The sequence below is a fragment of the Qipengyuania marisflavi genome (genome assembly GCF_005884405.1).
Taxonomy (GTDB): domain Bacteria; phylum Pseudomonadota; class Alphaproteobacteria; order Sphingomonadales; family Sphingomonadaceae; genus Qipengyuania; species Qipengyuania marisflavi.
Window position 1 is genome coordinate 449300 of record NZ_VCAO01000003.1, and the last position, 22821, is coordinate 472120.

Annotated in this window: 19 protein-coding genes, 1 tRNA gene and 1 pseudogene; 11 read left to right on the forward strand and 10 right to left on the reverse strand. The window is 63.6% G+C overall.

Annotated elements, in window-relative coordinates; all coding sequences use genetic code 11:
- Nucleotides 1–154: 154 nt before the first annotated feature.
- Nucleotides 155–1063: a sulfotransferase domain-containing protein gene (locus FEV51_RS09210; RefSeq protein WP_138618112.1), complete on the forward strand. Its 909-nt coding sequence runs from the start codon at nt 155–157 to the stop codon at nt 1061–1063.
- A gap of 6 nt (nt 1064–1069) precedes the next feature.
- Here the strand turns inward: FEV51_RS09210 and FEV51_RS09215 are convergent, their stop codons facing one another.
- The gene (locus FEV51_RS09215; RefSeq protein WP_138618114.1) at nt 1070–1675 is read right to left on the reverse strand and encodes a thermonuclease family protein; all 606 of its coding nucleotides are present in this window, start codon (nt 1673–1675) and stop codon (nt 1070–1072) included.
- A 79-nt stretch (nt 1676–1754) separates the two neighbouring features.
- Here FEV51_RS09215 and argB point away from each other — a divergent pair, with 79 nt between their 5' ends.
- The 5 genes from argB (at nt 1755) to FEV51_RS09240 (ending at nt 5296) form a co-directional block, all read left to right on the forward strand.
- Nucleotides 1755–2699 (forward strand): acetylglutamate kinase, encoded by a 945-nt coding sequence (gene argB, locus FEV51_RS09220; protein WP_138618116.1) that lies wholly within the window; start codon nt 1755–1757, stop codon nt 2697–2699.
- 78 nt (nt 2700–2777) lie between these two features.
- Nucleotides 2778–3068, forward strand: coding sequence for a YggT family protein (locus FEV51_RS09225; protein WP_138618118.1), 291 nt, complete (start codon nt 2778–2780; stop codon nt 3066–3068).
- Entirely contained in the window at nt 3068–3964 is an 897-nt protein-coding gene (gene folD, locus FEV51_RS09230; RefSeq protein WP_138618120.1) for a bifunctional methylenetetrahydrofolate dehydrogenase/methenyltetrahydrofolate cyclohydrolase FolD, read from the forward strand. The genes FEV51_RS09225 and folD overlap by 1 nt, the downstream gene beginning before the upstream one ends.
- Nucleotides 3961–4668, forward strand: coding sequence for a hypothetical protein (locus FEV51_RS09235; protein WP_138618122.1), 708 nt, complete (start codon nt 3961–3963; stop codon nt 4666–4668). Before folD ends, FEV51_RS09235 begins: the two co-directional genes overlap by 4 nt.
- Nucleotides 4669–4672: 4 nt before the next feature.
- Nucleotides 4673–5296: a MarC family protein gene (locus tag FEV51_RS09240; RefSeq protein ID WP_138618249.1), complete on the forward strand. Its 624-nt coding sequence runs from the start codon at nt 4673–4675 to the stop codon at nt 5294–5296.
- A 3-nt stretch (nt 5297–5299) separates the two neighbouring features.
- On the opposite strand, the gene FEV51_RS09245 is transcribed toward FEV51_RS09240, so the two are convergent.
- Nucleotides 5300–5911, reverse strand: a complete 612-nt coding sequence (locus FEV51_RS09245; RefSeq protein WP_246034505.1) for an LON peptidase substrate-binding domain-containing protein — start codon at nt 5909–5911, stop codon at nt 5300–5302.
- 8 nt (nt 5912–5919) lie between these two features.
- Nucleotides 5920–6834, reverse strand: a complete 915-nt coding sequence (locus FEV51_RS09250) for a tetratricopeptide repeat protein (protein WP_138618127.1) — start codon at nt 6832–6834, stop codon at nt 5920–5922.
- Between the two features lie 207 nt (nt 6835–7041).
- Between FEV51_RS09250 and FEV51_RS09255 the strand changes: the two genes are divergently transcribed.
- Nucleotides 7042–7116: transfer RNA gene (locus FEV51_RS09255), tRNA-Gly, on the forward strand.
- Nucleotides 7117–7270: 154 nt separating this feature from the next.
- Nucleotides 7271–9418: a TonB-dependent receptor gene (locus FEV51_RS09260; protein WP_138618129.1), complete on the forward strand. Its 2148-nt coding sequence runs from the start codon at nt 7271–7273 to the stop codon at nt 9416–9418.
- Here FEV51_RS09260 and FEV51_RS09265 read toward each other — a convergent pair.
- The 7 genes from FEV51_RS09265 to mtnP form a co-directional block, all read right to left on the reverse strand.
- The gene (locus tag FEV51_RS09265) at nt 9415–9978 is read right to left on the reverse strand and encodes a DoxX family protein (protein WP_138618131.1); all 564 of its coding nucleotides are present in this window, start codon (nt 9976–9978) and stop codon (nt 9415–9417) included. The two genes, FEV51_RS09260 and FEV51_RS09265, sit on opposite strands and share 4 nt — an antisense overlap.
- Before the next feature lie 57 nt (nt 9979–10035).
- Nucleotides 10036–11217, reverse strand: a complete 1182-nt coding sequence (locus tag FEV51_RS09270) for a saccharopine dehydrogenase family protein (RefSeq protein WP_138618133.1) — start codon at nt 11215–11217, stop codon at nt 10036–10038.
- A 139-nt stretch (nt 11218–11356) separates the two neighbouring features.
- A complete protein-coding gene (gene dcd, locus FEV51_RS09275) occupies nt 11357–11911 on the reverse strand; it encodes a dCTP deaminase (protein WP_138618135.1) in 555 nt (184 codons plus the stop codon).
- A 57-nt stretch (nt 11912–11968) separates the two neighbouring features.
- Nucleotides 11969–12493: a hypothetical protein gene (locus FEV51_RS09280; protein ID WP_138618138.1), complete on the reverse strand. Its 525-nt coding sequence runs from the start codon at nt 12491–12493 to the stop codon at nt 11969–11971.
- Nucleotides 12494–12540: 47 nt separating this feature from the next.
- Nucleotides 12541–15693, reverse strand: coding sequence for a bifunctional proline dehydrogenase/L-glutamate gamma-semialdehyde dehydrogenase PutA (putA, locus tag FEV51_RS09285; RefSeq protein WP_138618140.1), 3153 nt, complete (start codon nt 15691–15693; stop codon nt 12541–12543).
- A gap of 54 nt (nt 15694–15747) precedes the next feature.
- Nucleotides 15748–17238 carry a glycerol-3-phosphate dehydrogenase gene (glpD, locus tag FEV51_RS09290; RefSeq protein ID WP_138618143.1) on the reverse strand — a complete coding sequence of 497 codons (1491 nt, stop codon included), beginning with the start codon at nt 17236–17238 and terminating at the stop codon, nt 15748–15750.
- The gene (mtnP, locus tag FEV51_RS09295; protein ID WP_138618145.1) at nt 17235–18107 is read right to left on the reverse strand and encodes an S-methyl-5'-thioadenosine phosphorylase; all 873 of its coding nucleotides are present in this window, start codon (nt 18105–18107) and stop codon (nt 17235–17237) included. Before mtnP ends, glpD begins: the two co-directional genes overlap by 4 nt.
- A 200-nt stretch (nt 18108–18307) precedes the next feature.
- Here mtnP and FEV51_RS09300 point away from each other — a divergent pair, with 200 nt between their 5' ends.
- From FEV51_RS09300 to FEV51_RS13345, 3 genes and pseudogenes are all read left to right on the forward strand, one after another.
- Nucleotides 18308–21088 (forward strand): phosphoenolpyruvate carboxylase, encoded by a 2781-nt coding sequence (locus FEV51_RS09300; RefSeq protein ID WP_246034506.1) that lies wholly within the window; start codon nt 18308–18310, stop codon nt 21086–21088.
- 74 nt (nt 21089–21162) lie between these two features.
- The gene (locus FEV51_RS09305; protein ID WP_138618146.1) at nt 21163–22503 is read left to right on the forward strand and encodes a patatin-like phospholipase family protein; all 1341 of its coding nucleotides are present in this window, start codon (nt 21163–21165) and stop codon (nt 22501–22503) included.
- Nucleotides 22504–22559: 56 nt separating this feature from the next.
- Nucleotides 22560–22811, forward strand: a pseudogene (locus FEV51_RS13345) (IS6 family transposase); the annotation flags it as partial.
- Between the last annotated feature and the right edge of the window lie 10 nt (nt 22812–22821).

Consider the following 22821-nt stretch of genomic DNA (forward strand, 5'->3'; position numbering starts at 1 on the left):
GGCGGGCGACGGTTTTTTCCCTCCAGGACTGTGGTCCATGTGGTCCATGTCTCCATAACTATCATGGGGTGCCGGGCCCCGCTCCAACATCGCGGCAGCCTTGCGGCCAGCCCCTCGCCATGCCATCCGATGGCCGAAACGGGAGGATGATGCGATGACTGCTGAACTACGCGAACGGCCACGCTCGGCGGAGGAATTGGGGGCGATGCTGGCGGGGCTGACCCCCTCGGCTCAGCAGGCGGCGGCGTTTCGCCCGCTCGACCCGCGCCCCGGCGATGTGGTCATCACGCCGTTTGGCAAATGCGGCACCACCATGCTGCAACAGATGTTCCACCAGCTGCGCATGGCAGGCAGCGGCGGGGACATGGATTTCGACGATATCAGCCGCGTAGTGCCGTGGTTGGAAATGGCAATCCTGCTGCCCGAAACCGATGTGCACGCCGATCAGCGGGCGGCGCCGCGCGGGTACAAGAGCCATCTGCATTACGAAGGCCTGCCGAAGGGCATGCGCTATGTGGTCACCCTGCGCGATCCGCACGAGGCGTATATGTCGATGTACCACTTCTTCGAAGGGTGGTTGTTCGAGCCCGGCACCATCCAGCCGGAGGCGTTTATGCCGATCTGGGCACGCGGTGGGCCGAGCCGGGTGGACTATTTCACCCATCTGCTGAGCTGGTGGGCGCGGCGCGGCGAGGCGGATACGTTGGTAATGGATTACCGCGATGTAATTGCGAACAAGCGCGGGGCTATCGGCAGGCTGGCCGCGCTGGCGCAGTTGCCGCTGTCCGATGCGACTGCGGCGCTGGTTGAAGTGCGCACCAGCCGCGGCTTCATGCTGGAGCACAAGGACCGTTTCGACGATCATCTGATGCGGCACATGAATGCGCGGGTGTTGGGTTTGCCGGTGGAAAGCAGCTCTTCCAAGGTGCGCAGTGAGGACGCCCGCCGGGTACCGATCCCGCCGTCAATTGCTCAGGAGATCGATGCCATGTGGGCCGAGCGGATTGCGCCGGTGACGGGTCTTGCAAACTACGCCGCGCTGGCGGCCGAATTGGCGCTGTAACGCCGGTCAGTCGGTCGCGCACCAGCTCTGGCGAGTCCCGCCGTAATAGCGGCGCACCAGACCCTGCTCGACGAGCGCATCGCCCAGCCATTGCCGCGATCCGTTGCTGGTGCGGTAAAGCTCGCGCAGGCCGCGTCCGTATCGGTCGGTGGGTTCGTCCCAGCGGCCCTGCATGGTGAAAGCGCCCGCGTTCAGCCAGTCCTGCAGGCCCTGCGTCGCCGTCTCGGCAGCCTGTTTCTCCGCCGGGCACCGCGCATCGACCTCGGGCGCGTCCACGCTCATGATGCGGAACTTCGCCGCGCCGATCTTGAAGGTGTCGCCATCGATTACGCAATGCTGACCGCGCCCCGGTCCGCAGCGGGTCCAGCTGGCGTCCACGACTTCCGGTTCGGTGGCGAGCAAGTCGGGTGCGCCGACCAGCTCGGGGTTTTCGTACAGCACCCATGCGGCGCACAGCAGCACCAGAAAGAACAGCGGCCGCAGTGCGCCCAGCCAGCCGGGACCGCCGCCATCTTTGCGCGGTGGGCGCGGCGGTCCCCCGTAATCCTGCGCCCGCGTCCATTTCGACGTGCGGCGACGGCGCGATTTGTCGAAACGGACGATCTTTCCCATCCATCCGGCCTTAGCAGCGCGCCGGGGGCGGTGCGAATCCTTTGCCCTTGCGCACTGCCGCCGCTAAGCGGGCGCGGCAATGACCGATAGTTCTCCCGATATGGCGGCGATCCACGCCAAAGCCGAAACGCTGATCGAAGCGCTGCCCTATTTCCAGCGCTATGCCGGACGCAGCTTCGTTGTGAAATATGGCGGCAACGCGATGGGCGACGAACGCGCCGCGCGTGAATTTGCCGAGGATGTGGTGCTGCTGAAAGCGGTCGGCATCAATCCGGTGGTGGTCCACGGCGGCGGGCCGCAAATCGGCGCCATGCTGGAGAAGCTAGGCGTCGAGACCCGCTTTATCGACGGGCTGCGGGTGACTGACAAGGCGACTGCCGAAGTTGCCGAAATGGTCCTGTCGGGCGCGATCAACAAGGCCATCGTGTCCTCGATCGCCCGCGCCGGGGGCAAGGCCATCGGTATATCGGGCAAGGACGGCGCACTGGTCACCGCGCGCAAACTGGCCCGCACGGTCAAGGATCCGGGCAGCAATATCGAAAAGGCGCTGGACCTCGGCTTTGTGGGCGAGCCTGCGCATGTCGACACTACCATTCTGGAAACCGTAACCGCTGCGGGCATGATCCCCGTAGTCGCCCCGATTGGCGCGGGCGAGGACGGGCACACTTACAACATCAATGCCGATACGATGGCGGGCGCGTTGGCGGCGGCGCTGGGCGCGGCACGGTTGCTGCTGCTGACCGATGTGCCGGGCGTGTTGGACAGTCAGGGCGAGCTGCTGACCGATCTGTCCCCCGCCGACATCGCCAGCCTGCGCGATGCGGGCACGATTACCGGCGGGATGATCCCCAAGCTGGAAACCTGCGTCAATGCGGTGGAGGCGGGATGCGAGGCGGCGGTGGTACTGGACGGGCGCGTGCCGCACGCGATGCTGCTGGAATTCTTCACTGCGCGCGGCGCGGGTACATTGATCAGCCGCAATGGCGGCACGGCGCACGACGCCGCTTCTCACGATAAGGGATAAGCGGTTTTCGGGCTTGGCGCACAAGGCGCAGAGCCTGTAGGACATTGGTCACACAGCAACGGGACGGAATTAAGCCAAATGCAGGCGCTCTCCGCAATTTACGAAATCATCGCCATGCTCACCAATGTGCTGGTGATGCTGATCATCATCCAGTTCATCATCGGGCTGCTGTTCGCGTTCAATGTGGTGAGCAACCGCAACGAATTTCTCAGCGCATTTTACAATTCGATCAACCGTTTGCTGGAACCAGTATTGCGGCCGATCCGGAAGGTGCTGCCGGAAACCGGCTCGATCGATTTCTCGCCGCTGGTGCTGATTATCGCGCTCAACATTGTGCTGATCGTGCTCGGCAATGTGATCTACGCCTGATGGCCGCCGCTATCATCGACGGCAAAGCCTTTGCCGCCACCCTGCGTGAACGCGTGGGCGACCTGGCCGCGCGCTTTGCCGCTGCGGCAGGGCGCAAGGCCGGGCTGGCGGTGGTGCTGGTGGGCGATGACGCTGCCAGCCAGGTCTATGTGCGCAGCAAGAACAAGGCGACGCTGGCCGCCAATATGGAAAGTTTCGAGCACCGGCTGCCCGCCGATGCCGCCGAGGCTGACCTGCTGGCGCTGGTCGAACAGCTGAACGGCGATGATACGGTGGATGGCATATTGGTCCAGCTGCCGCTGCCCGATCATCTTGACGAACAGGCGGTAATCGCCGCGATCAGTCCGGACAAGGATGTCGATGGCTTCCATGTCGCCAATGCCGGGCGGCTGGCGGTTGGGCAAAGCGGCTTCGTGCCGTGCACACCGCTGGGCTGCATGATGTTACTGACTGACCGGCTCGGTGATCTGTCCGGGCTGGAGGCGGTGGTGATCGGCCGTTCCAACATCGTTGGCAAGCCGATGGCGCAACTGCTGCTCGACGCCAATGCCACCGTCACCATCGCACACAGCCGGACCAGGGATTTGCCCGCAGTTGTGCGGCGCGCCGATATTGTGGTCGCCGCCGTGGGGCGCGCCGAAATGGTCAAAGCGGACTGGCTGAAGGACGGCGCGACGGTCATCGATGTCGGGATCAACCGCCTGCCGCCTGCCGACGGCGCGGAAAAGGGCCGGTTGGTCGGCGACGTCGATTATGCCGGTGCCAGTTCGGTGGCGGGCGCGATTACGCCGGTGCCGGGCGGGGTCGGGCCGATGACGATTGCCGTGCTTCTGCGCAACACGCTGGTCGCTGCCCATCGCAATGCGGGTGTGGCTCTGGCAGAGGGCGCGATATGAGATTTGCCATTGTCCTGCTGGCTCTCGCTCTGGGCGCGTGCAACGCCCCGAACAGTCCGAACGACCGCTATCGCTATTTGCTGACGCCCAAGGCCAATCCCAGCGAGGTTATCGCTGCCGAGCTGGCGTTTGCACGGATGGCGCGGGAAAAGGGCACCTGGACCGCATTCCGCCATTACGCGACCGATGATGCGCTGATGCCATCACCCGATTTTGTCCCCGTGAAGCAAGCGCTCAGCGGACTTGCTGATCCAGCCGAACCGATTGTCTGGGGCCCGGATCAGGTATGGTCCAGCTGTGATGGAAGCTTTGCGGTCAGCACCGGCGGCGCGCAATATCCCAGTGGCCGCCGCGCACGGTTTGTCACGGTATGGCAACGCCAGAGCAATGGTGAATATCGCTGGGTGCTGGATCAGGGCGTGCCAGACGATCAGGCCGAGGTTGCACCCGATACGATCGCCGCCGCCGTCGCGGATTGCCCCGAAACCGTCGCGCCGCGCCGCGGCACGCGCCGGTCAGAGGCGTGGCAGTCCAATGTTTCGAACGACGGATCACTGCTGTGGCGCAGCGAGCTGGGCGCCGACTGCGCGCGCACGGTAGTGGTCGAAGTGATGCGCGCCGGGGCGGCGGAGGAAGTCTTCCGCGCCAATGCTCCTGCGCCGCAAGCGCCCACCGGAACGCCAGCAATAAGTTGCGGCGATTGAGATGATGACTCAGCTGTTCATTTCCGCCTTCATCACGCTGTTCGTGGTGATCGACCCGCCCGGTTGCGCGCCGATTTATGCGGGCCTGACCAAGGGTGCCAATCAGGCGCAGCGGCGCAATATGGCGATCCGTGCGACGTTCATTGCGGCGATCATCTTGGTGATTTTCGCGCTGTTCGGTGAGGGGCTCTTAGGCGCTTTGCATATCGAGCTCGACAGTTTCCGCATTGCCGGCGGGATGATGTTGTTCTGGATTGCGTTTGAAATGGTCTTCGAGAAACGCACCCAGCGCCGTGAAGAGCGCGCCGAAAAGGTGGCGCTGACGCCTGAGGTAGAGGATGTTTCTGTCTTCCCCATGGCCATGCCGATGCTGGCCGGACCGGGCGCAATTGCCGCAATCATGCTTCTGATGAACGAGGCCGAAGGGACCGAGCAGACGGTGGTCATCCTTGGCGCGCTGGGCGCGGTGCTGGTGCTGACCATGCTGGCGCTGATTGCTGCCGGTCCGCTGATGCGGCTGTTCGGCGACCGGGTGGAGGCGGTTATCACCCGCCTGCTGGGCGTGCTGCTGGCCGCTCTGGCGGCGCAATATGTGATCGACGGGCTGAAAAACAGCTTCGGAATATGACCGCTATTGCAGCGTGACGATTTCCTCGCCGTCGTCGCGGAAGCCGTAGAACTGCATCAGCTGGACCATCAATTCACACCGCTGTGCCAGCCCCGGCGCTTCCAGCAGTGCCTGTTTTGATGCAGCATCGAACGGTGCAATCTGGGCCACGCCGTTGATCAGCGTTTCGTCATCGAGTCGTTCGACCGAATCCCAATCCACCGAATAGCCCTGAAGATCGGCAAAGCGCCGCGCTTCAAACTCGAAATTGCCGCGCTCGACAGAGGACAGAACCTCGTCCTGCACATCGGTGATCAATTCGCCTTCGACCTGGCGAAAGGCGGTGGTCACGTCCAGTTCGCGCAGCAGGCGAAACCGTGACACACCCTCCAGCACAATATTGTACCGCCCGTCCTCCAGCGCTTCGACATCATCGATCTTGCCGATACAGCCGACATTATAGAGCGGGGCGCCGTCACCGCCGCGCTGCGGCTGGATCATGGCGATCTGGCGATCCTTGGCCAGCGCGCTACCCACCAGTTCGCGGTAACGCGGTTCGAACACGTGCAGTGGCAATTGCAGCCCCGGAAACAGGATTGCGCCGGGCAGCGGAAAGATAGAGAGCCGTTTCGGCACCGTGCCGCTCAACCGAACAGCAGCCGGGACAACTGGCGGCGGGTGGCCACAACCCACGGGTCTTCCATCCCCACAGCTTCGAAAATCTGGAGCAGCTTGGCCTTGGCCGCGCCATCGTTCCATTCGCGATCGGCGGTGAACATGGCCAGCAGCTCTGTGCCTGCGCTCTCGCGGTCGCCGCCCGCAAACGCGGCCTCGGCATAGGCATAGCGCGCCGCCATATCGGCGGGATCGGCCTGCGCCTTGTCACGCAGCGCCGCCAGTTCGCCATCGTCAACACGGTTGCCCGCCAGTTCGAGCGCGGATCTGGCCTGCGCCAGCAGGGGGTCGTCCGCCAGCGCGGGATTGGCCTCGGCGGCGGCCAGTGCCGCCTGCGCCTGCTCGACATGGCCGGCCTGCGCCAATGCGCGCACCAGCCCCGCCTGCGCAGCCGCATTGTCCGGCGTCATTTCGATAATTTGAGCAAAAATACCCGCTGCGCGTTCAGCATCGCCGCCCGCCAGCGTTTCGTCGCCCATCGCCACTAATTGCGCGACATCTGGACCGGCATCGGCTGCTGCGGCACCTTCACCAATGGGCAATTGCGTCAGCAGCTGGTCAATCGTCTGCTTCAATTGCGATTCGCTGCGCATCGGCGTCAGATCGGCAACCGGCTGGCCCTGAAACATCGCATATACGGTGGGGATGGATTGCACCTGGAACTGTGCGGCCACGAATTTGTCGGCATCGACGTCGATCTTGGCGAGTATCACGCCTTTGTCGGCATATTCCGCCGCGACCTTTTCCAGCATCGGCGTCAGCGCTTTGCACGGGCCGCACCAATCGGCATAAAAGTCCAGAATCACGAGCTTTGTCATCGAAGGCTCGACCACGTTGGTGCGGAACCGGTCGACAGCTTTCTGTTCGTCGATGCTAAGACCCATGCTTGCCAATGTTTATCGCCTTTCAATCGGGGAAGTGTGCTGCGGCCCATGTGGGGTGCGCGGCGGTATTGTGAAGCCCCGCGCGCGCATGAGCAAGGGCCAGAGGCGCGCTTGGACAGATCGGCAATCTTTGGGCTTGCGGGATAACAAGGTCGCTGCTAATCGCGCGCCTCCCCACCGGAACGTACGGGTCCGGGGCGTCAGTGAGCGGGCGTAGCTCAGGGGTAGAGCACAACCTTGCCAAGGTTGGGGTCGGGCGTTCGAATCGCCTCGCCCGCTCCATTTTCCAGCATTACCGGCCGGCCCCGCGCGACATGATCGCGCGGGGCCGGCGGGTGTGCAGCTGGCCGCTCTGCGATAGCAGTTTGTCGGCATTTCCCCATCATCGCACGATGTTCACTTGCATGACAGCAGCGGCGGTCTACATGCGCAGGTAATGTTGTATCCTGCTCTCTCTCTTCACGGCGGCCTCTCCGCCTCTCTTTCTATGCTGGCGCTGGTCATGGCCGCGCCTGTGGCGGCGCAGGAGGCGCAGCCCGCGCCCGACAAGCCAGCCACCAAGGCGCCGGTGGAGGATGACCCGGTTGAGGATGATCTGCATGATCGCCGCGTAAACCCCACGGGCCAGATCGTGGTGCAAGGGCATGGCCTCAAGCAAATGGATCTGCTGGCCGGGACATCGGTCATGGAAGGCAGTGAGCTGCAACAGAATGCGGCGAGTCAGATCGGCGATGTGCTGGCCGGATTGCCCGGCGTTTCGGCGACCGGCTTTTCCCCCGGTGCTTCCCGCCCGGTGCTGCGCGGTTTTTCTGGCGAGCGTGTGCGAGTGCTGGTCGATGGGCTGGGCTCGATCGATATCTCCAACACTTCGGCTGACCATGCGGTCACCATCGACCCGCTGACGGCTGAGCGGATCGAAGTGCTGCGCGGGCCTGCGGTGATGCTGTATGGCAGTTCGGCCATTGGCGGCGCGGTCAATGTTATCGACAAGCGCATCCCGCGCCGCGTCCCGGCAGAGGCTGTCCATGTCGACGCGATGCTGCTGGGCGACACCGCGTCCGATCTGCGCGAGGCCGGGGCGTCGGTTGATGTACCGCTGGGCGGTGGTCTGGTGGTGCATTTCGACGGATCGTATCACACCAGCAATGATCTTGAGATTGCCGGCTATCAGGTCGCGCGCGTGCTGCGCGCGCGTTTGCTGCGTCAGGCCGATGCGCTGGTCGCCAGCGGCGATGCCGAGGCGGCGGACGAGCTGCGCACGGCGGCGCTCAATCGCGGCACGGTGCCCAATAGCGCGACCGAGACCTATACGTTCAACGGCGGCTTTGCGCTGTTCCGCGGCGACAGCAATCTGGGAGCTTCGGTGGGTGTTTATGACACCGCATATGGCATCCCCGCGCGTCCCGGCGGCGAGGAGGATGTCTCCATCGCCCTCCACCAATTGCGCGCCGATGCCCGCAGCGAGCTTGACCTTGGTACCGGCTTCCTGCGCCGCATGACTCTGCGCGCCGGGTTCAGCGATTACACGCATACCGAATTCGAAGGCGCCGAAACCGGGACCGTGTTCGACGTTCAGGGCATCGAAGGCCGCCTGACTTTCGAACAGGCCGATCGCGGCGGCTGGCGTGGATCGTTTGGTAGCCAGTATTATTTCCGCGATTTCGCGGCCACTGGCGAAGAAGCCTATATCGCCCCCAATCGCACCAACCAGTTCGCAGTTTTCGCCTTGCAAGAATTTGGCAACGGCCCGGTCGAGGTCGAGGCCGCGGCGCGGTTTGAAACCACCCGTATCGATGCGGTATCGATTGGTTATGCGCGCAGTTTCGAGGCGTTCTCTGGCGCGCTGGGGCTGTCCTATGAAACGACGGGCGGCATCCGCTTTGGCGTCAACGTGTCACGCGCCGAACGCGCGCCCAGTGCCGAGGAATTGCTGCCCAATGGCGCGCATATCGCGACACAGGCCTTTGAAATCGGTGATCTGAATTTGGTCACGGAAAAAGCGTGGGGCGCAGAGGCTTATGCCCGTGGTCGCGCCGGGCCGATCACTTTCAGCCTGGCGGCGTTCCGCAGCTGGTTTAATGATTACATCTATCAGGCCGCAACCGGCGGTGTGGAAGATGGCCTGCCAGTGTTCGCCTATCGTCAGGCCGGCGCAACTTATAGCGGGCTGGAGGGCGAGGTTAGCTGGGCGTTCCTCGACCGTGATCCGCTTTCGCTAGTGCTCGATTTGCAGGGCGATTATATCCATGCCGAGTTGGACGATGGCTTGCCAGTGCCGCGTATCCCGCCGCTCAGCCTAACCGCCGGGCTGGAGGCGCAGACCGCCGCCTTCGACGCGCGGGTGGAGGCGGAATGGACCGCCAAACAGGACCGAGTGGCCCCGCTGGAAACCCGCACCGATGGCTTTACCTTCGTCAACGCGCTGGTCACCTGGCGGCCGGTTCGCGGCAATGACATGGTCAGCGTGGTGCTGAAGGCCGACAATATCTTCGACGTCAGCGGCCGCCGCCATGCCAGCTTCACCAAGGATTTCGTCCCATTGGCAGGCCGCAATTTCAGCGCGAGTGTGCGGGTAAGCTTCTAGTCCGGACGGCCATCGCCATCGCGGTCGACCACTGGCTTGACCGCAACCGGACGGGGGGCTACCGGCTCCGCAGCAACCGGCTCAGCCACAACAGGTGTGACCGGCTGGGCGGCGACGGTGGTTGCGCCTTCTGCCTTGCCCTCGGCATGGGCGGCGCGCACTTCGGCATCGAGCCGCTTGGCGCGTTCTTCGATCACATCCATCCGCCCGCGCATCTGGCCATAAGCGAACACCATTAGCAATCCGCCGATCACCGCGAGGTTCTTGAGCGCCATCGCCGCCACTGCGGGGTCGGTCACCTTGCTGTGAAAGAACAATGTCGCAAGGGCCGTAAAACCGATCAGCGCCAGTGAGGCGATCCGGGTCATGAAGCCGCTGGCCAGCACCAGTCCGGCAGCGATTTCAAAAATGCCCACGCCCAGCGCCAGACTTCCGGGGAAGGGAGAGCTGGCTTCCATATACTGCGCCGTGCCTGCCGGATCCATCACCTTGCCCAGTCCGGCGATGATGAACAGGACGCCGATCAGAATGCGTCCGATAATTGCTGCAATGGTTGCCATTTTTGCTCTCCCCTGAAGTCTTACACGGTAGAACTGCCCACTTGCCGCGCGGGTTCCTTACTCCTCGACGGCGAAGGTCAGTTCGGCATGATCGCGCAGCCGTTTGACCAGCGCTTCGCCCAGGAACGAACCCGGTGTGCCGATGCCGCCTTCTGCCTTGCAATCGAGCAGCGCGATGCCGGTTTCGCCCAGCATCCGGCTGGTGGAGCCATATCCCGGATCATAGCGGCCCTTCACACCGTAATGCAGCCGCTTGCCGTCGGGCCATTCCCCTACGAACAGCACGTCGTAGAAACCCTTCTCACGCTCTTCGCGGTTGGGTCCTTCGCCCGGCTTGGGCGGTTTGGCACCGAACGGGTTCTTGACCAGTTCGACCAGCGCATTGGCAGCGGCCTTGCCCGCATCGCCGGGGCTGGTCAGCACCATCTCGTCATAGCGAAAATCCTCGCCATAGGGAAAACCGCGCAGGAAATTGGTGCGGTGGACGTTTTTGGTGTTAATCGTCGCCATGACGAATGGCGCGGTCCATTTGCCCAGCTCGTCCTCGTAACGCGGGATCATGCCGGAAGGCTGGTCAGGCCCTTCAAAACCGGGAGTCAGGCTGAAGGGATCGCGCAGCAGACCCAGCAGTTTCGGGTTCCGTGCCGCGGCCTTCATCGTCTGGGTCGCGCTGGCCGCAGTGCCGCCCGACCATGTGCCCTTCATAGCGCGGATGCGGCATTTTACGCGCGGCGCAGGGCTGCCGTGGCGCTGCTTCGCCTCTTTTTGCAACATCAGCACGCCCAGATCGAACGGGATCGAATCAAAGCCCGATGAGAAACTGATCCGCGCGCCGCTCTTCTTCGCGGTTTCGTGATGCGCAGTGATCATTTCGTGCATCCACGTCGGCTCGCCGCACAGATCGGCATAATCGGTGCCGCTGCGCGCGCAGGCTTCGACCAGGGCATCGCCGTAAAGCTGGTATGGCCCCACCGTGGTCAGCACCACGCGGGTGCGGTGGCACATGGCGTCCAGACTGGCAGGATCGCTGGCGTCGGCCACCACCAGCGGCGTGTCGGCAGGCGCCCCGATTTCGGCGCGTACTTCCTCCAGCTTGTCCTTGCTGCGCCCCGCCATCGCCCATTTCGGCGCATTTGCCTTCCCGCCATATTCACGCACGAAATGTTCGGCCACAAGGCGTCCGGTGTATCCGGTGGCCCCGTAAACGACGATATCAAATTCGGCAGTGTCCTTGGTCATGCATGCATCTCCTGTTGGTCAGAAGATGTGCGCCCCCACGCGGTGCGTGTCAAAGACGTTACGGCAGGGGGAGCGGGGCTGGTGGGACAAAGCCCATCACCCGCCTTCTATCTGTGCCAGCACGCCTGATCCCACATCCCTAAAGCCGCGGCAGCGTGACCCCGCGCTGGCCCATATATTTGCCCGCGCGGTCCTTGTAGCTGGTTTCGCAGCGTTCATTGCCTTGCAGGAACAGGAACTGGCATGCGCCTTCATTGGCATAAATTTTGGCGGGGAGCGGGGTGGTGTTGGAAAACTCCAGCGTCACATGCCCTTCCCAGCCCGGTTCGAGCGGGGTGACATTCACGATAATGCCGCAGCGCGCATAGGTGCTTTTGCCCAGGCAGATCACCAGCACGTCTTCGGGCACACGGAAATATTCGATGGTGCGGGCCAGTGCGAAGCTGTTGGGCGGGATGACGCAAACATCGGTCTTGCGATCAACAAAGCTGTTGGCGGCGAAATCCTTGGGATCGACCACTGCGCTGTCGACATTGGTGAAGATCTTGAAATCGTCCGCCACCCGCGCGTCATAGCCATAGGAGCTGAGGCCGTAGGAGATGCATCCTTCGCGGCGCTGCGCCTCGACGAAGGGTTCAATCATGCCGCGTGTCGTCGCCGCTTCGCGGATCCATTTGTCGGAGAGAATCGCCATGTGCCCGTGATCCCCCAGCCAGCCTGCGGGGGCAAGCGCCGCAGTAGGGCTTATCCGCTAATCGATGGGTTTTGCGCCGAGTTTCGGGTTGAGACCGGTCACATGGTTGAGCCACGCCTTGGGCCGCCGCAGCATATCGTCGGGATATTCGACCCTGACGCCAACGATGCGGGCCAGCGAACCGACGAAGTGAATGCAATTGCGGGTTTTCAGATCATAATAGGCACCCGGCGCATTTCGCCAACGCTCGACCTCGGCCTTCACTTCGCGATATTTCGCATCATCGATGGTCAGCGTGAAGTGGCGGTTGGTATTTTCCAGCCACTTGTCCTTTTCGACCAGAATCATGTGTTCGACCGGACCGCGCAGGATCGCCGCGCTGGTTTTCTTGGCCGAGAAGCCGTAATTTTCCTTCACTCTGGTGCCATCATCCAGGGTTCCGATCATCGACACAAAGGTGTGCGGATAACGGCCCATCAGCACCGAGCCATTGAAGCTGTGAAAGGTGATGCGAACATCGGCCTGCGCTGCGGTGGCAAACGAAAGCGCAAGGACGGCGAAGAGAATCCGGAATAGCTGCATACCGGCTCCATAGCGCGCGAACATGAACTTGCGAAGAACCTGTGGGCCTAACTGGCTAGAAGTGTGGCATTTCCGCCGGCTGCCGTGGTGTCGATGCACACCACCCGTTCGGTGGCAAAGCGCGCCACATAATGCGGCCCGCCTGCCTTGGGGCCCGTGCCCGACATACCTTCGCCGCCGAACGGCTGGCTTTCCACCACTGCGCCGATCTGGTTGCGATTGACGTAGAAATTGCCGACCCGCGCGTGCCGCTCGACATATTCGCGTGTGCCTTCCAGCCGGCTGTGCAGGCCCAGCGTCAGGCCAAAGCCGGTGGCGTTGATATCCGCCACAACCTGCGGCAAATCCGCCGCTCGGTATCGCACGACGTGCAGGATCGGGCCGAAGTTTTCACGCTTCAGATCGAGGATGGAATCCATCTCGATAAGAGTGGGGGCGACGAAACAGCCATCTGACAGGGTGCGCGACAGCTTGCGCCGTATCACTGACCGCCCCGCCTTTTGGCGGCGTGCGACATGGCGTTCCAGCGCCGCCCTGGCATCGGGATCGATAACCGGGCCGACTTCGGTGGCCAGCAGTTCTGGATCGCCAATGGTCAGCGCTTCGAAGGCACCGCGGATCATTGCCAGCATCCCGTCAGCAACATCGTCCTGAATATACAGTACGCGCAGCGCCGAGCAGCGCTGGCCCGCGCTCTGGAAAGCTGATGCCACCACATCGCGCGTCACCTGTTCGGGCAGCGCGGTGGAATCGACGATCATCGCATTCTGGCCGCCGGTTTCGGCGATGAATGTGGCAATCGGCCCTTCGCGCGCGGCCAGACTGCGATTGATCGCCTGCGCCGTCTGGGTCGATCCGGTGAAGGCAACCCCGGCGACGCGCGGGTCCGAAGTGATGATCTCGCCCACATCGCCTGCGCCGGGCAGCAGTTGGAAGACATCTTCCGGGATACCTGCCTGATGGCATAGTTTGACCGCTAGCGCGGCGATCAGCGGGGTCTGTTCGGCAGGCTTGGCGACCACCGTATTGCCTGCGGCCAGAGCGGCGGCAGGGGGACCGATGAAAATTGCCAGCGGGAAGTTCCACGGGCTGATCGTGGCGAACACGCCGCGCCCGGCAAGGCTCAGCCGGTTCTCCTCGCCAGTCGGGCCGGGGAGCATCAGCGGGGCGGCAAACAGGCGGCGCGCTTCATTGGCGTAATAGCGCAGGAAATCGACCGCTTCGCGCAGTTCCAGAACGGCATCGACCAGCGTCTTGCCGGCCTCGCGCTGGCACAGGCTCAGGATTTCGTCGGTATGCGCTTCGAACGCATCGGCAGCAGCGTCGAGCAGCAAGGCGCGGCGGACACCGCCCAGCGCATTCCAACCCGGCTGGATTGCGTCGGCGCGGGTAATCGCCTCCTCAACCTCGAACGGCAATGCGTCCCGCCTTGTACCGACTTCGACATCAAGATGGTGCGGCTTGGTAATCGGCGCGATTTCGCCCTCGGCGCCCGACATGAAGGTCGGCTCGGCATGGAAGCGCACGTCTTCCAGTTTTTCGAGCCGTTCCATCAACGGCACCAGCACCAGCGGATCGGCCAGATCGACACCGGCAGAATTGGGGCGGTTCGGGAAAATGTCGCGCGGCAGCGGGATCGCGGGATTGCGCTTGGGATCCAGCACCGTGAGGTCCGCCACTGGATCGGTCACCAGCTCGCTAACAGGCACATTGGCATCAGCCATACGGTTGACGAACGAGCTGTTGGCGCCATTTTCGAGCAGGCGGCGCACCAGATAGGCTAGCAAGTCCTTATGCGTGCCAACCGGCGCGTAAATCCGCACAGGGGTGCGCGCATTGCCTTCCACACTGGCCAGCGCGCCATACACATCTTCGCCCATGCCGTGCAGGCGCTGGAATTCGAACGCCTTGGCGGTCTGAACCTTGCCGTCAGCGGCAGCCAGCGCCTTCACCGCACCCACCGTATAGGCGTTGTGCGTCGCAAAAGCGGGGTAGATCGCATCATCAGCGGCCAGCAGCACCTCGGCGCATGCAAGATAGCTGACATCGGTTGCCAGCTTGCGGGTGAAAACCGGGAAGTCATCAAACCCGCCAACCTGGCTCAGCTTGATTTCGGTATCCCAGTAAGCGCCCTTGACCAGCCGCACGAAAAACCGCCGGTCATGCTGGCGCGCCAGCGCGGCGGTCCATTCGCACAGTGCGACTGCGCGCTTCTGATAGGCCTGGATGGCCAGCCCGAAGCCGGTCCAGCGGCTGCCATCCTCGCGGGTGAACAGGCTGTCGTCGCGCGCCAGTACTTCGATGATATCCATCGATAATTCCAGCCGTTCGGCCTCTTCGGCGTCGATGGTGAAATGGATGTTCGCATCACGCGCCTTGCCCGCCAGCCCGCGAAGGATCGGGACCAGTTCGGCGGCGGTCTTTTCCGCGTGGAGGAAAGTGTATTTGGGGTGCAGTGCCGACAGTTTCACCGAAATGCCCGGTGATGCATACACGCCCGCGGCGGCCTCGCGCGCCAGCCGTTCGATCGCGCGTTCGTAACTGACGCGGTACCGTTCGGCATCCTCGAACGTCATCGCTGCTTCACCCAGCATATCGAAGCTGTGCGTCAGACCCTTGGCGCGTTCTGGTGCAGCCCGCTTCATGGCTTCTTCGATGGTGCGCCCAAACACGAACTGGCCGCCCAGAATCTTCATGGCCTGCAATGTGGCCTTGCGAATCACTGGCTCTCCGACGCGCCCGATAGCCCGCTTAAGCGTCTTGCCCATGCCCTGCTGCGCCTGTTCGGGGCGTTCAAGCACTTCGCCTGTCAGCATTAGCGAAAATGTCGCGGCGTTGACGAAGGTGGAGCTGGATGCGCCCAGATGCTCGGACCAGTCGATATCGCCGATCTTGTCACGGATCAGCACATCGGCGGTGGCGGCATCGGGCACGCGCAGAAGCGCTTCGGCCAGACACATCAGCGCGATGCCCTCATCGGTCGCAAGGCCATATTGCTGGAGGAAAGCATCAAGCCCGCTCGCCTTGCGGGTGCGGGCGTGTTCGATCAGTTCGCTGGCCAGCGCCGCCGCTTCGGCGTGCTTGGCCGTAGCAGGCGCCGCCTGCGCCATGCGCTGCTCGACGCAGGCGTTTTCTTCCGCGCGATATTGGGCGCGCAGATCGGCGCGGGACAGGGCGGAGGAAGGGTCGTTCAATGCCATATGATTCGTCCTGGGGAGGGCCTTTTGGCCCCTTGGACCCGCGCGCCTGTCCGATCAAGCAAAGCGCGCGGCGAACCAGTCCTCAACCGCGGAAATCGTCTCTGCACCGAGATGCAGGCCCAGCTTGCTGCGCCGCCACAATGCGTCCTCGGCGGTGCGCGCAAATTCGTGGGCGATGAGGTATTCCAGCTCTGCCGAATACAGATCACGCCCGAAAAACACGCCCAGATCGCCCAGCCCGCTCGCCCCGCCCAATATCGCTTCGATCCGCGTGCCGTAGGCGCGCGCCAGCCGCTGGAGCATCTCTGGCGGCGCCCAGCGATAATTTTCGCTGGCTTCCCACAGAAAGCGCGAAAAATCGCCATCTGTCATGTCGCCGCCGGGGAGCGGCGCCTGCGCGGTCCATTCTGTGCCGGGAATTGGGAGGTGCTTGCCAAGCTTCGCCAGCGCATGCTGCGCCAACTGGCGATAGGTGGTGATCTTACCGCCATAGACCGACAGGATCGGCGCGCCATCGTCGGCGTCGACTTCGAACACATAGTCGCGCGTGACGGTCGAGTTTTTCGCCGAATGGTCTTCATAGAGCGGGCGCACCCCGGCAAAGCTGTGCACGATCTCGTCTTCGGCAATTCCGCTGCGGAAATAGCGCGAGGCGGCGGCGCGCAGATAATCGCGCTCCTCAGCCGAGATTGTCACCGCGTCGAGATCGCCTTCGAACAGCATATCGGTGGTGCCGATCAGCGTGAAATCACGCTCATACGGGATGGCGAATACGATCCGCTTATCGGGCTGCTGGAAGATATAGGCATGCTCACCGGCAAAGGCGCGCGGCACGATGATGTGGCTGCCCTTGACCAGCCGCAAATGCGCGGGCGTGCCGCTGCCCAGCGCGGTTTTGGCCACTTGATCGACAAACGGCCCCGCCGCATTGATCACTGCGCGCGCGGTGATGACACGTTCGCCGCTGGCATCACGCAAGGTGGCGCGCCAGTGCTCTCCCGAACGGTCCAGATCAGTGCATTCGGTGCGGGTCAGGATGGTCGCGCCGCGTTCCTTCGCATCCATTGCGGTCAGCACCACCAACCGCGAATCCTCGACCCAGCAGTCGGAATATTCGAAGCCCTTGACCAGCCGTTCCTGCAACACCCCGCGATGCGGCGGCTGGCGCAAATCGACGCCGTGCGATCCGGGCAGGCTGCGCGGGCCGCCCAGCCGGTCATAAAAGGCCAGCCCCAGCCGCAGCATCCACTTGGGCCGCATTTCGGGTTCGTGCGGCATGACAAAGCGCAGCGGCCAGATGATATGCGGTGCGGCGCGCAGCAGCACTTCGCGCTCGCGCAACGATTCAGCGACCAGCCGGAATTCGAAATTCTCCAGATAGCGCAGCCCGCCATGCACCAGCTTGGTGCTGGCGGACGAAGTGTGCGAGGCAAGGTCGTCCTTTTCGACCAGCAGCACACTCAGCCCGCGCCCGGCGGCGTCGCGCGCAATGCCCGCGCCATTGATGCCGCCGCCAACGACCAGCAGGTCGACCGGCTCGCTCATCCGCGTTCAAGCAAACGCCGCGCCACAGCGTCCAGCTTCGCCATCAGCGTGCTGTCATGCTGTTCCGGCGCAGTGATAACCGCATCGCTCAGCGCCTGGTCGATGGGAGATGGTGCGCGTTTCTTGGGCAGGCCCTTGCAGAACGCCTCCACCACCTTGCGCGCCAGTTTGGCATTGTCCTGCATCTGCGCGATCACCTGATCGACTTCGACCGCAGCCTCGTCATCGCGCCAGGCATCCCAGTCGGTGACCATCGCCAGTAGCGCGTAGGGCAGCTCTGCCTCGCGTGCCAATTTGGCCTCGGGCATCCCGGTCATGCCGATAACCTCGGCGCCCCAATGGCGGTACAATTTGCTTTCCGCGCGGGTGGAGAATTGCGGCCCCTCCATCGCCAGATAGGTTGCGCCATCGGTGACTTCACCGCCCGCCTTGCCCACGGCGCGCACCGCGTGTTTGGACAGCCGTGCGCACACCGGATCGGCCATGCTGACATGCGCGACAAAGCCGCTGTCGAAGAAGCTGGAGGGGCGGCCCCGGGTGTTGTCGATGAACTGGTCAACCGTGACAAAGCGGCCCGGCGCCAATTCTTCGGACAACGATCCGACCGCGCTGATCGCCAGAATATCGGTGCAGCCCGAACGTTTGAGCGCATCGATATTGGCGCGCGCATTGATGCTGCCCGGGGCGATGCGGTGGCCGCGCCCATGACGCGGCAGGAAACGGACGCGGACATGTCCGATGGTGCCGCACAGGATCTTGTCCGATGGCTCACCCCATGGCGATTTCACCGAGATCCATTGCGCATCTTCCAGCGCGTCGATGGCATACAGGCCCGAGCCGCCGATAATGCCGATGGTCCAGTCGCTCATTGCAATCCCCGTTTTATGGCCCCGTTCGCGGCGCTCCTGGCACAGCGGTGGCGGCTCAAATGCGCGCTGTCCAGACCAAAGGCAGGGGTGATGGGGGCTTTGTCGGCGCATAAGTATTCATCGGCGTGCGCCGGGCGGCCGCCTTGACAGGCCGCCGCGTTTCACGGCGAAGTCACCGCCTGCAGCCACGAGGAACAACAGTGACCGATTTGCCGCAAGACATCACGCTCGACGCGCTCGCCGAACGGTTGCGGGTGTTGCACCGGCAAACCAGCGAAACGCCCCTGTTCAATCCGGTGTTCCAGCTGTCGCTTGATCTGTCACGGCGGATCGAGGCGGGGAAGACCGGGCTGGCCGATCTTGGCGGGCTGGTGGAGGAGCTGGAAACCGCCGGACTGGCCGCGCGTGCGCAGCGTCTGGGCGCATTGGTCGAGCCTGCTCGGACGCTAGACCGCCTGACCGAGCTGACTGCCGATAATGATACCGGGTTCGATGCCTTCCGCGCCCATTGGGAGCATCCCCAGCTGCACGCGGTGTTTACCGCGCACCCCACATTCCTGCTTGGCCCAGACGCCACTGCGGCTGTCGCTAATGCGGCCCAGACGGGGGAGGCGCTGACCCCCACGGACACCTCGCGGCCCACTATCACCTTGCCCTATGAACACGCGCAGGCGTTGTCTGCGATCGGCAATGCGCAGCAGGCGCGCGACCGGATTGTGTCATCGGTGTTCGCTCAGGCGCAGGCGCGCTGGCCTGATCGTTGGGGCGAGCTTGCCCCTATGCCATTCCGCTTCGCCAGCTGGGTCGGTTACGACATGGATGGGCGCACCGATATCAAGTGGTACACCTCGATCGCCTTCCGCCTGTCGGAAAAAGTCATGCGGCTGGAAAGCTATGCCTGCTCGCTGAAGGCCATCGACAGCGATCATCCCCTGCTCGGCAGATTGCAACGCGCGGCAGCGCATGCGGCGGTTTCAGCAGAGGAATTTGCCGGCGATTTGAGCGAACCTGCGGCGCTGAGCGCAGCGGCCAATCGCCTGACCGCCGATCACGAGGACAGGCTGCTCTCACTGGGTCAGACGATTGCCGCAATCGAGGCCGAGGCGGGTGATGCCTTACCCGAACGCGCCATTGCCCTGCGCACGCTGGCAGCGGCCATGCGCGCCGACGGGCTGGGCATGGGCTGGGTTCATTTCCGCGTGAACGCCAAGCAGCTGCACAATGCGATCCGCACCCGCATGGCGGGCGGTGCCGAGCTGGATCTGGGGAGCCGCGGCGCACTGGCCGCATTGCGCGAATTGCTGGCGGGGGCAGAGCCGCTCACCGCCAATTTCGCCAGCCTGGGCATCGAAAGCTCGACCGCTGTGCGCCAGTTTCTGGTGATGACGCAGATCTTCAAGCACGTCGATGCCGACAGCCCGATCCGCATGCTGGTGGCGGAATGCGAACAACCCGCCACCATGCTTGCTGCGCTTTATTTCGCGCGGCGTTTCGGGATTGCTGACAAAGTTGATATCTCGCCGCTGTTCGAGACTGAGGCGGCGTTGGAGCATGGCGGGCGCTTCCTCGACGCACTGCTCGCCGAGGATGACTATCGCAGCTACGCCCGCGCCAGAGGCAGGGTGGCGATCCAGACCGGCTTTTCCGACGCGGGGCGGTTCGTGGGCCAGATCCCCGCAAGTCTGGCGATTGAGCGGCTGCAAGGGCGGCTGGCGAGCGCGATGGCGGCCAACGGTCTGAGCGATGTGGCCGCGCTGATCTTCGACACACATGGCGAGGGCATGGGGCGCGGCGCGCATCCTTCGGGCTTTGCCGACCGGCTTGAATGGCCGCTCAGCCCGTGGGCGCGGCGACGCTTTGCGCGGGCCGATATCCGGCTGGAACCCGAGGTGAGTTTTCAGGGCGGCGATGGCTATCTGTTCTTCGCCACGCCCGAACTGGCGCTCGCCACGCTGACGCGGATTGCCGAACTGGCTCCGGCCAAGCCGGATGTCGATGTCCCTACCGATCTGTTCTATCGCCGCACGGATCTCAGCCTGGATTTCTACCGCGCCATCAAGGATCACCAGCAGGGGCATCTGGCCAGCCGCACCTATGCGCGCGCCGTCACCGCCTTCGGGCTTGGCCTGCTAAGCGAAACCGGCAGCCGCCGCTCGCGCCGCCAGTCCGACCTGGCTGCCGACCGCGACATGAATTTGCGCCAGATCCGCGCGATCCCGCACAACGCCATCCTCCAACAATTGGGCTATCCGGTGAATGTCATAGCCGGGGTGGGCAGCGCAGCCGACGGTATCGAGGAAGATGTCGCCGCGCTGCTGACCGAAAGCGCGCGCGGGCGGCAGATCGTGCGGCTGGTGCGCGCCGCCAATGCGCTGGCCAGCATCAAGACGGTTGCGGCGTTTGGCGAGCTGTTCAACTCGGCTTACTGGGCCAGCCGGCCCTATCGCGGCACAGAGGAGCATCTGGCGCGCGCGTGCGAGACGCTGGCCGAATACCTTACCGGCGATGACCGCAATGGGGTGTTCCGCCGCATGGCGTCGCGGCTGCGGGTCGATGCGCTGAAACTGCACCGCCTGCTGGCGCTGATCCCTGACGAGCAGCCGCATCAGTCGCGCGAGAATGTCCGCCGCACCATCGGCATATTGCAGGCGCTGCGGCTGGCATTGCTCCAGCATATTTTCCTCAAGGCGGTTTCGGTCCCCGCATTCAGCCGCGCCAATGACATCAGCCGCACCGATGTGCTGGAAATGGTGTTTTCTCTGCGGATCGACGATGCGCTGGCCCAGCTGCGCCGCGCCTATCCGGTCAGCTTCCCGCGCAAGACTGATTTCGCGGTCGATGAACCGGGCGAATATCCGCGCGGCGAGGGTGTGGGCTATGCGGCGATCCGGCGCGACTTCATCGAACCGATCGAAGAAGCGCACGCGCTGGTCCTGCGCATCGGCGCGGCGATTGCCAATGTGTTTGGCGCGCACGGCTGACGCGCCGCAGGAAAGGCTTGCCTTGATGCCCGGCCCGCTGGCACTCTCGCACTGGATAGGTGGGAGAATTGGATATGGTCGGGGCATTTCTTGCAGGGGCAGCGGCAATGGCGCTGCTGGTGATCAGCGGGCTGTTGCTGGCGCTGTCGGTGTTTCGCCGCGGTGCGCTGACTTTCGAATGTCCGGGCTTTGAAGCCCATGTCATCGACGGCGATCCGGGCCGCCTGATCCGCGATGTGCAACACGATGCGCAAGTACCGCAGATGTGCCGCGCCGACGATCCGCTCGCCTGTTCGATCCGCGATGCCGTGAAGGGCGGCGACGCTGCGCGGCAGGGCAATGTCCTGCTGCTGTCGGGCGGCGGTCAGTGGGGTGCCTTTGGCGCTGGGCTGTTCTGCGAATTGAGCAAGAACAGCGGCAGTGACATGGCGCTGCCGGGGGTGGCGGTCATCACCGGGATCAGCACCGGATCACTGCAGACAATGATGCTGATGGTCGCGCTTGATGACAGTCAGGATGCCGAGATTCGCCGCTTCGCGCTGGGTCAGCTGGCATGGGGATATTCGCCCGAGAAAGAGAGCGATGTCGTCGCTCACTCCGGGTTGTTCAAAGTGCCGCTGTTCGGCTCGGCTGCGGGCACTGCGCCCCTGCGTCAGCGGATTTTGGAGGCGCTGCGACCAGATGGCGACAACCGCCTGATCGAAGCCATCGCCGCCGCCAAGATCGCCGGATACGCCGGGTTTGTCGAGGCGGATAGCGGGTTGTTCAAATATGCCGACATCGGCGCGCTGGCGCGTACCGCCGCGTCTCCCGAACAGGCGGCCGTACGGTTGGCGGCAGTGACTATGGCCTCCAGCGCCATGCCGGTCTTTAACCAGCAATTGCGCGTGGCGGGTTCGAACGGGAAGGCCCTGACCTATTACGATGGCGGCACGCGCCGCTCGGTCTTTTTCGACCGCGCCATGACGCTGTTCGACCATGATGTGCGCGAAGCCATTGCAAAGACCAAATCGCTCGCCCCGCGCGACTTCGCCGAGGCTTACGAACAGACGGCGCCGACGGTCTATGTCGTGCGCAACGGCCCGACCATGCGCAAGCCCGAGCCAGAGCTGAACAGCAAATCCGGCCCGCTGAGCAATGGCCAGCGCGGCTATGATTTGCTGGTCAATGAAAGCGAGATCGGCGCCATCGCGGCGCTGCGTCTGTACAACCCCTATGGCCGGATCATGCTGACCAGCGCCGACCAATACGACACTTTCCCGCACACCGAGGGCGAGAACTTCAAGGATGACGAGATGTTCAAACCCGCTTTCATGACCTGCCTACGCGAACTGGGCCGCCACAAGGCCAACCGAGAAGGCGGCCCCTGGTGGCCACTGGGGTCGATTGATGGCGGGGTGGGGCAGGGCGTGTAGCAGGGCGCGGCTTTAATCCCGCTGGCAAATGATGGTCGCAGGGTAGGGCAAGCGACATGCCCAGATCTCGCAAACCTGCCAGCCCTTTCCGCTATTTCAACTCATCGCCCGACATCATCCGCCCGGTCGTATTGATCTATGTCCGGTTTCCGCTTTCGCTCCGCAACGTCGAAGATCTGCTGTTCGAACGCGGAATTGACATCTGCCACGAGACGGTCCGGCTGTGGTGGAACCGCTTTGGTCCGATGTTTGCGGCTGATATCCGGCGGCAGAGAGTAAGCCGGATGAAGCGTTTCCGACAGTGGCGGTGACACCTCG

Coding starts and splice junctions, on each gene's coding strand:
- FEV51_RS09215 (WP_138618114.1), bottom strand. CDS start 1,675: ATGGGAAAGATCGTCCGTTTCGACAAATCGCGCCGTCGCCGCACGTCG.
- FEV51_RS09235 (WP_138618122.1), top strand. CDS start 3,961: ATGAGATTTGCCATTGTCCTGCTGGCTCTCGCTCTGGGCGCGTGCAAC.
- FEV51_RS09210 (WP_138618112.1), top strand. CDS start 155: ATGACTGCTGAACTACGCGAACGGCCACGCTCGGCGGAGGAATTGGGG.
- folD (WP_138618120.1), top strand. CDS start 3,068: ATGGCCGCCGCTATCATCGACGGCAAAGCCTTTGCCGCCACCCTGCGT.
- FEV51_RS09225 (WP_138618118.1), top strand. CDS start 2,778: ATGCAGGCGCTCTCCGCAATTTACGAAATCATCGCCATGCTCACCAAT.
- FEV51_RS09260 (WP_138618129.1), top strand. CDS start 7,271: ATGTTGTATCCTGCTCTCTCTCTTCACGGCGGCCTCTCCGCCTCTCTT.
- FEV51_RS09250 (WP_138618127.1), bottom strand. CDS start 6,834: ATGGGTCTTAGCATCGACGAACAGAAAGCTGTCGACCGGTTCCGCACC.
- glpD (WP_138618143.1), bottom strand. CDS start 17,238: ATGAGCGAGCCGGTCGACCTGCTGGTCGTTGGCGGCGGCATCAATGGC.
- argB (WP_138618116.1), top strand. CDS start 1,755: ATGACCGATAGTTCTCCCGATATGGCGGCGATCCACGCCAAAGCCGAA.
- dcd (WP_138618135.1), bottom strand. CDS start 11,911: ATGGCGATTCTCTCCGACAAATGGATCCGCGAAGCGGCGACGACACGC.
- FEV51_RS09270 (WP_138618133.1), bottom strand. CDS start 11,217: ATGACCAAGGACACTGCCGAATTTGATATCGTCGTTTACGGGGCCACC.
- mtnP (WP_138618145.1), bottom strand. CDS start 18,107: ATGAGCGACTGGACCATCGGCATTATCGGCGGCTCGGGCCTGTATGCC.
- FEV51_RS09280 (WP_138618138.1), bottom strand. CDS start 12,493: ATGCAGCTATTCCGGATTCTCTTCGCCGTCCTTGCGCTTTCGTTTGCC.
- putA (WP_138618140.1), bottom strand. CDS start 15,693: ATGGCATTGAACGACCCTTCCTCCGCCCTGTCCCGCGCCGATCTGCGC.
- FEV51_RS09240 (WP_138618249.1), top strand. CDS start 4,673: ATGACTCAGCTGTTCATTTCCGCCTTCATCACGCTGTTCGTGGTGATC.
- FEV51_RS09305 (WP_138618146.1), top strand. CDS start 21,163: ATGGTCGGGGCATTTCTTGCAGGGGCAGCGGCAATGGCGCTGCTGGTG.
- FEV51_RS09265 (WP_138618131.1), bottom strand. CDS start 9,978: ATGGCAACCATTGCAGCAATTATCGGACGCATTCTGATCGGCGTCCTG.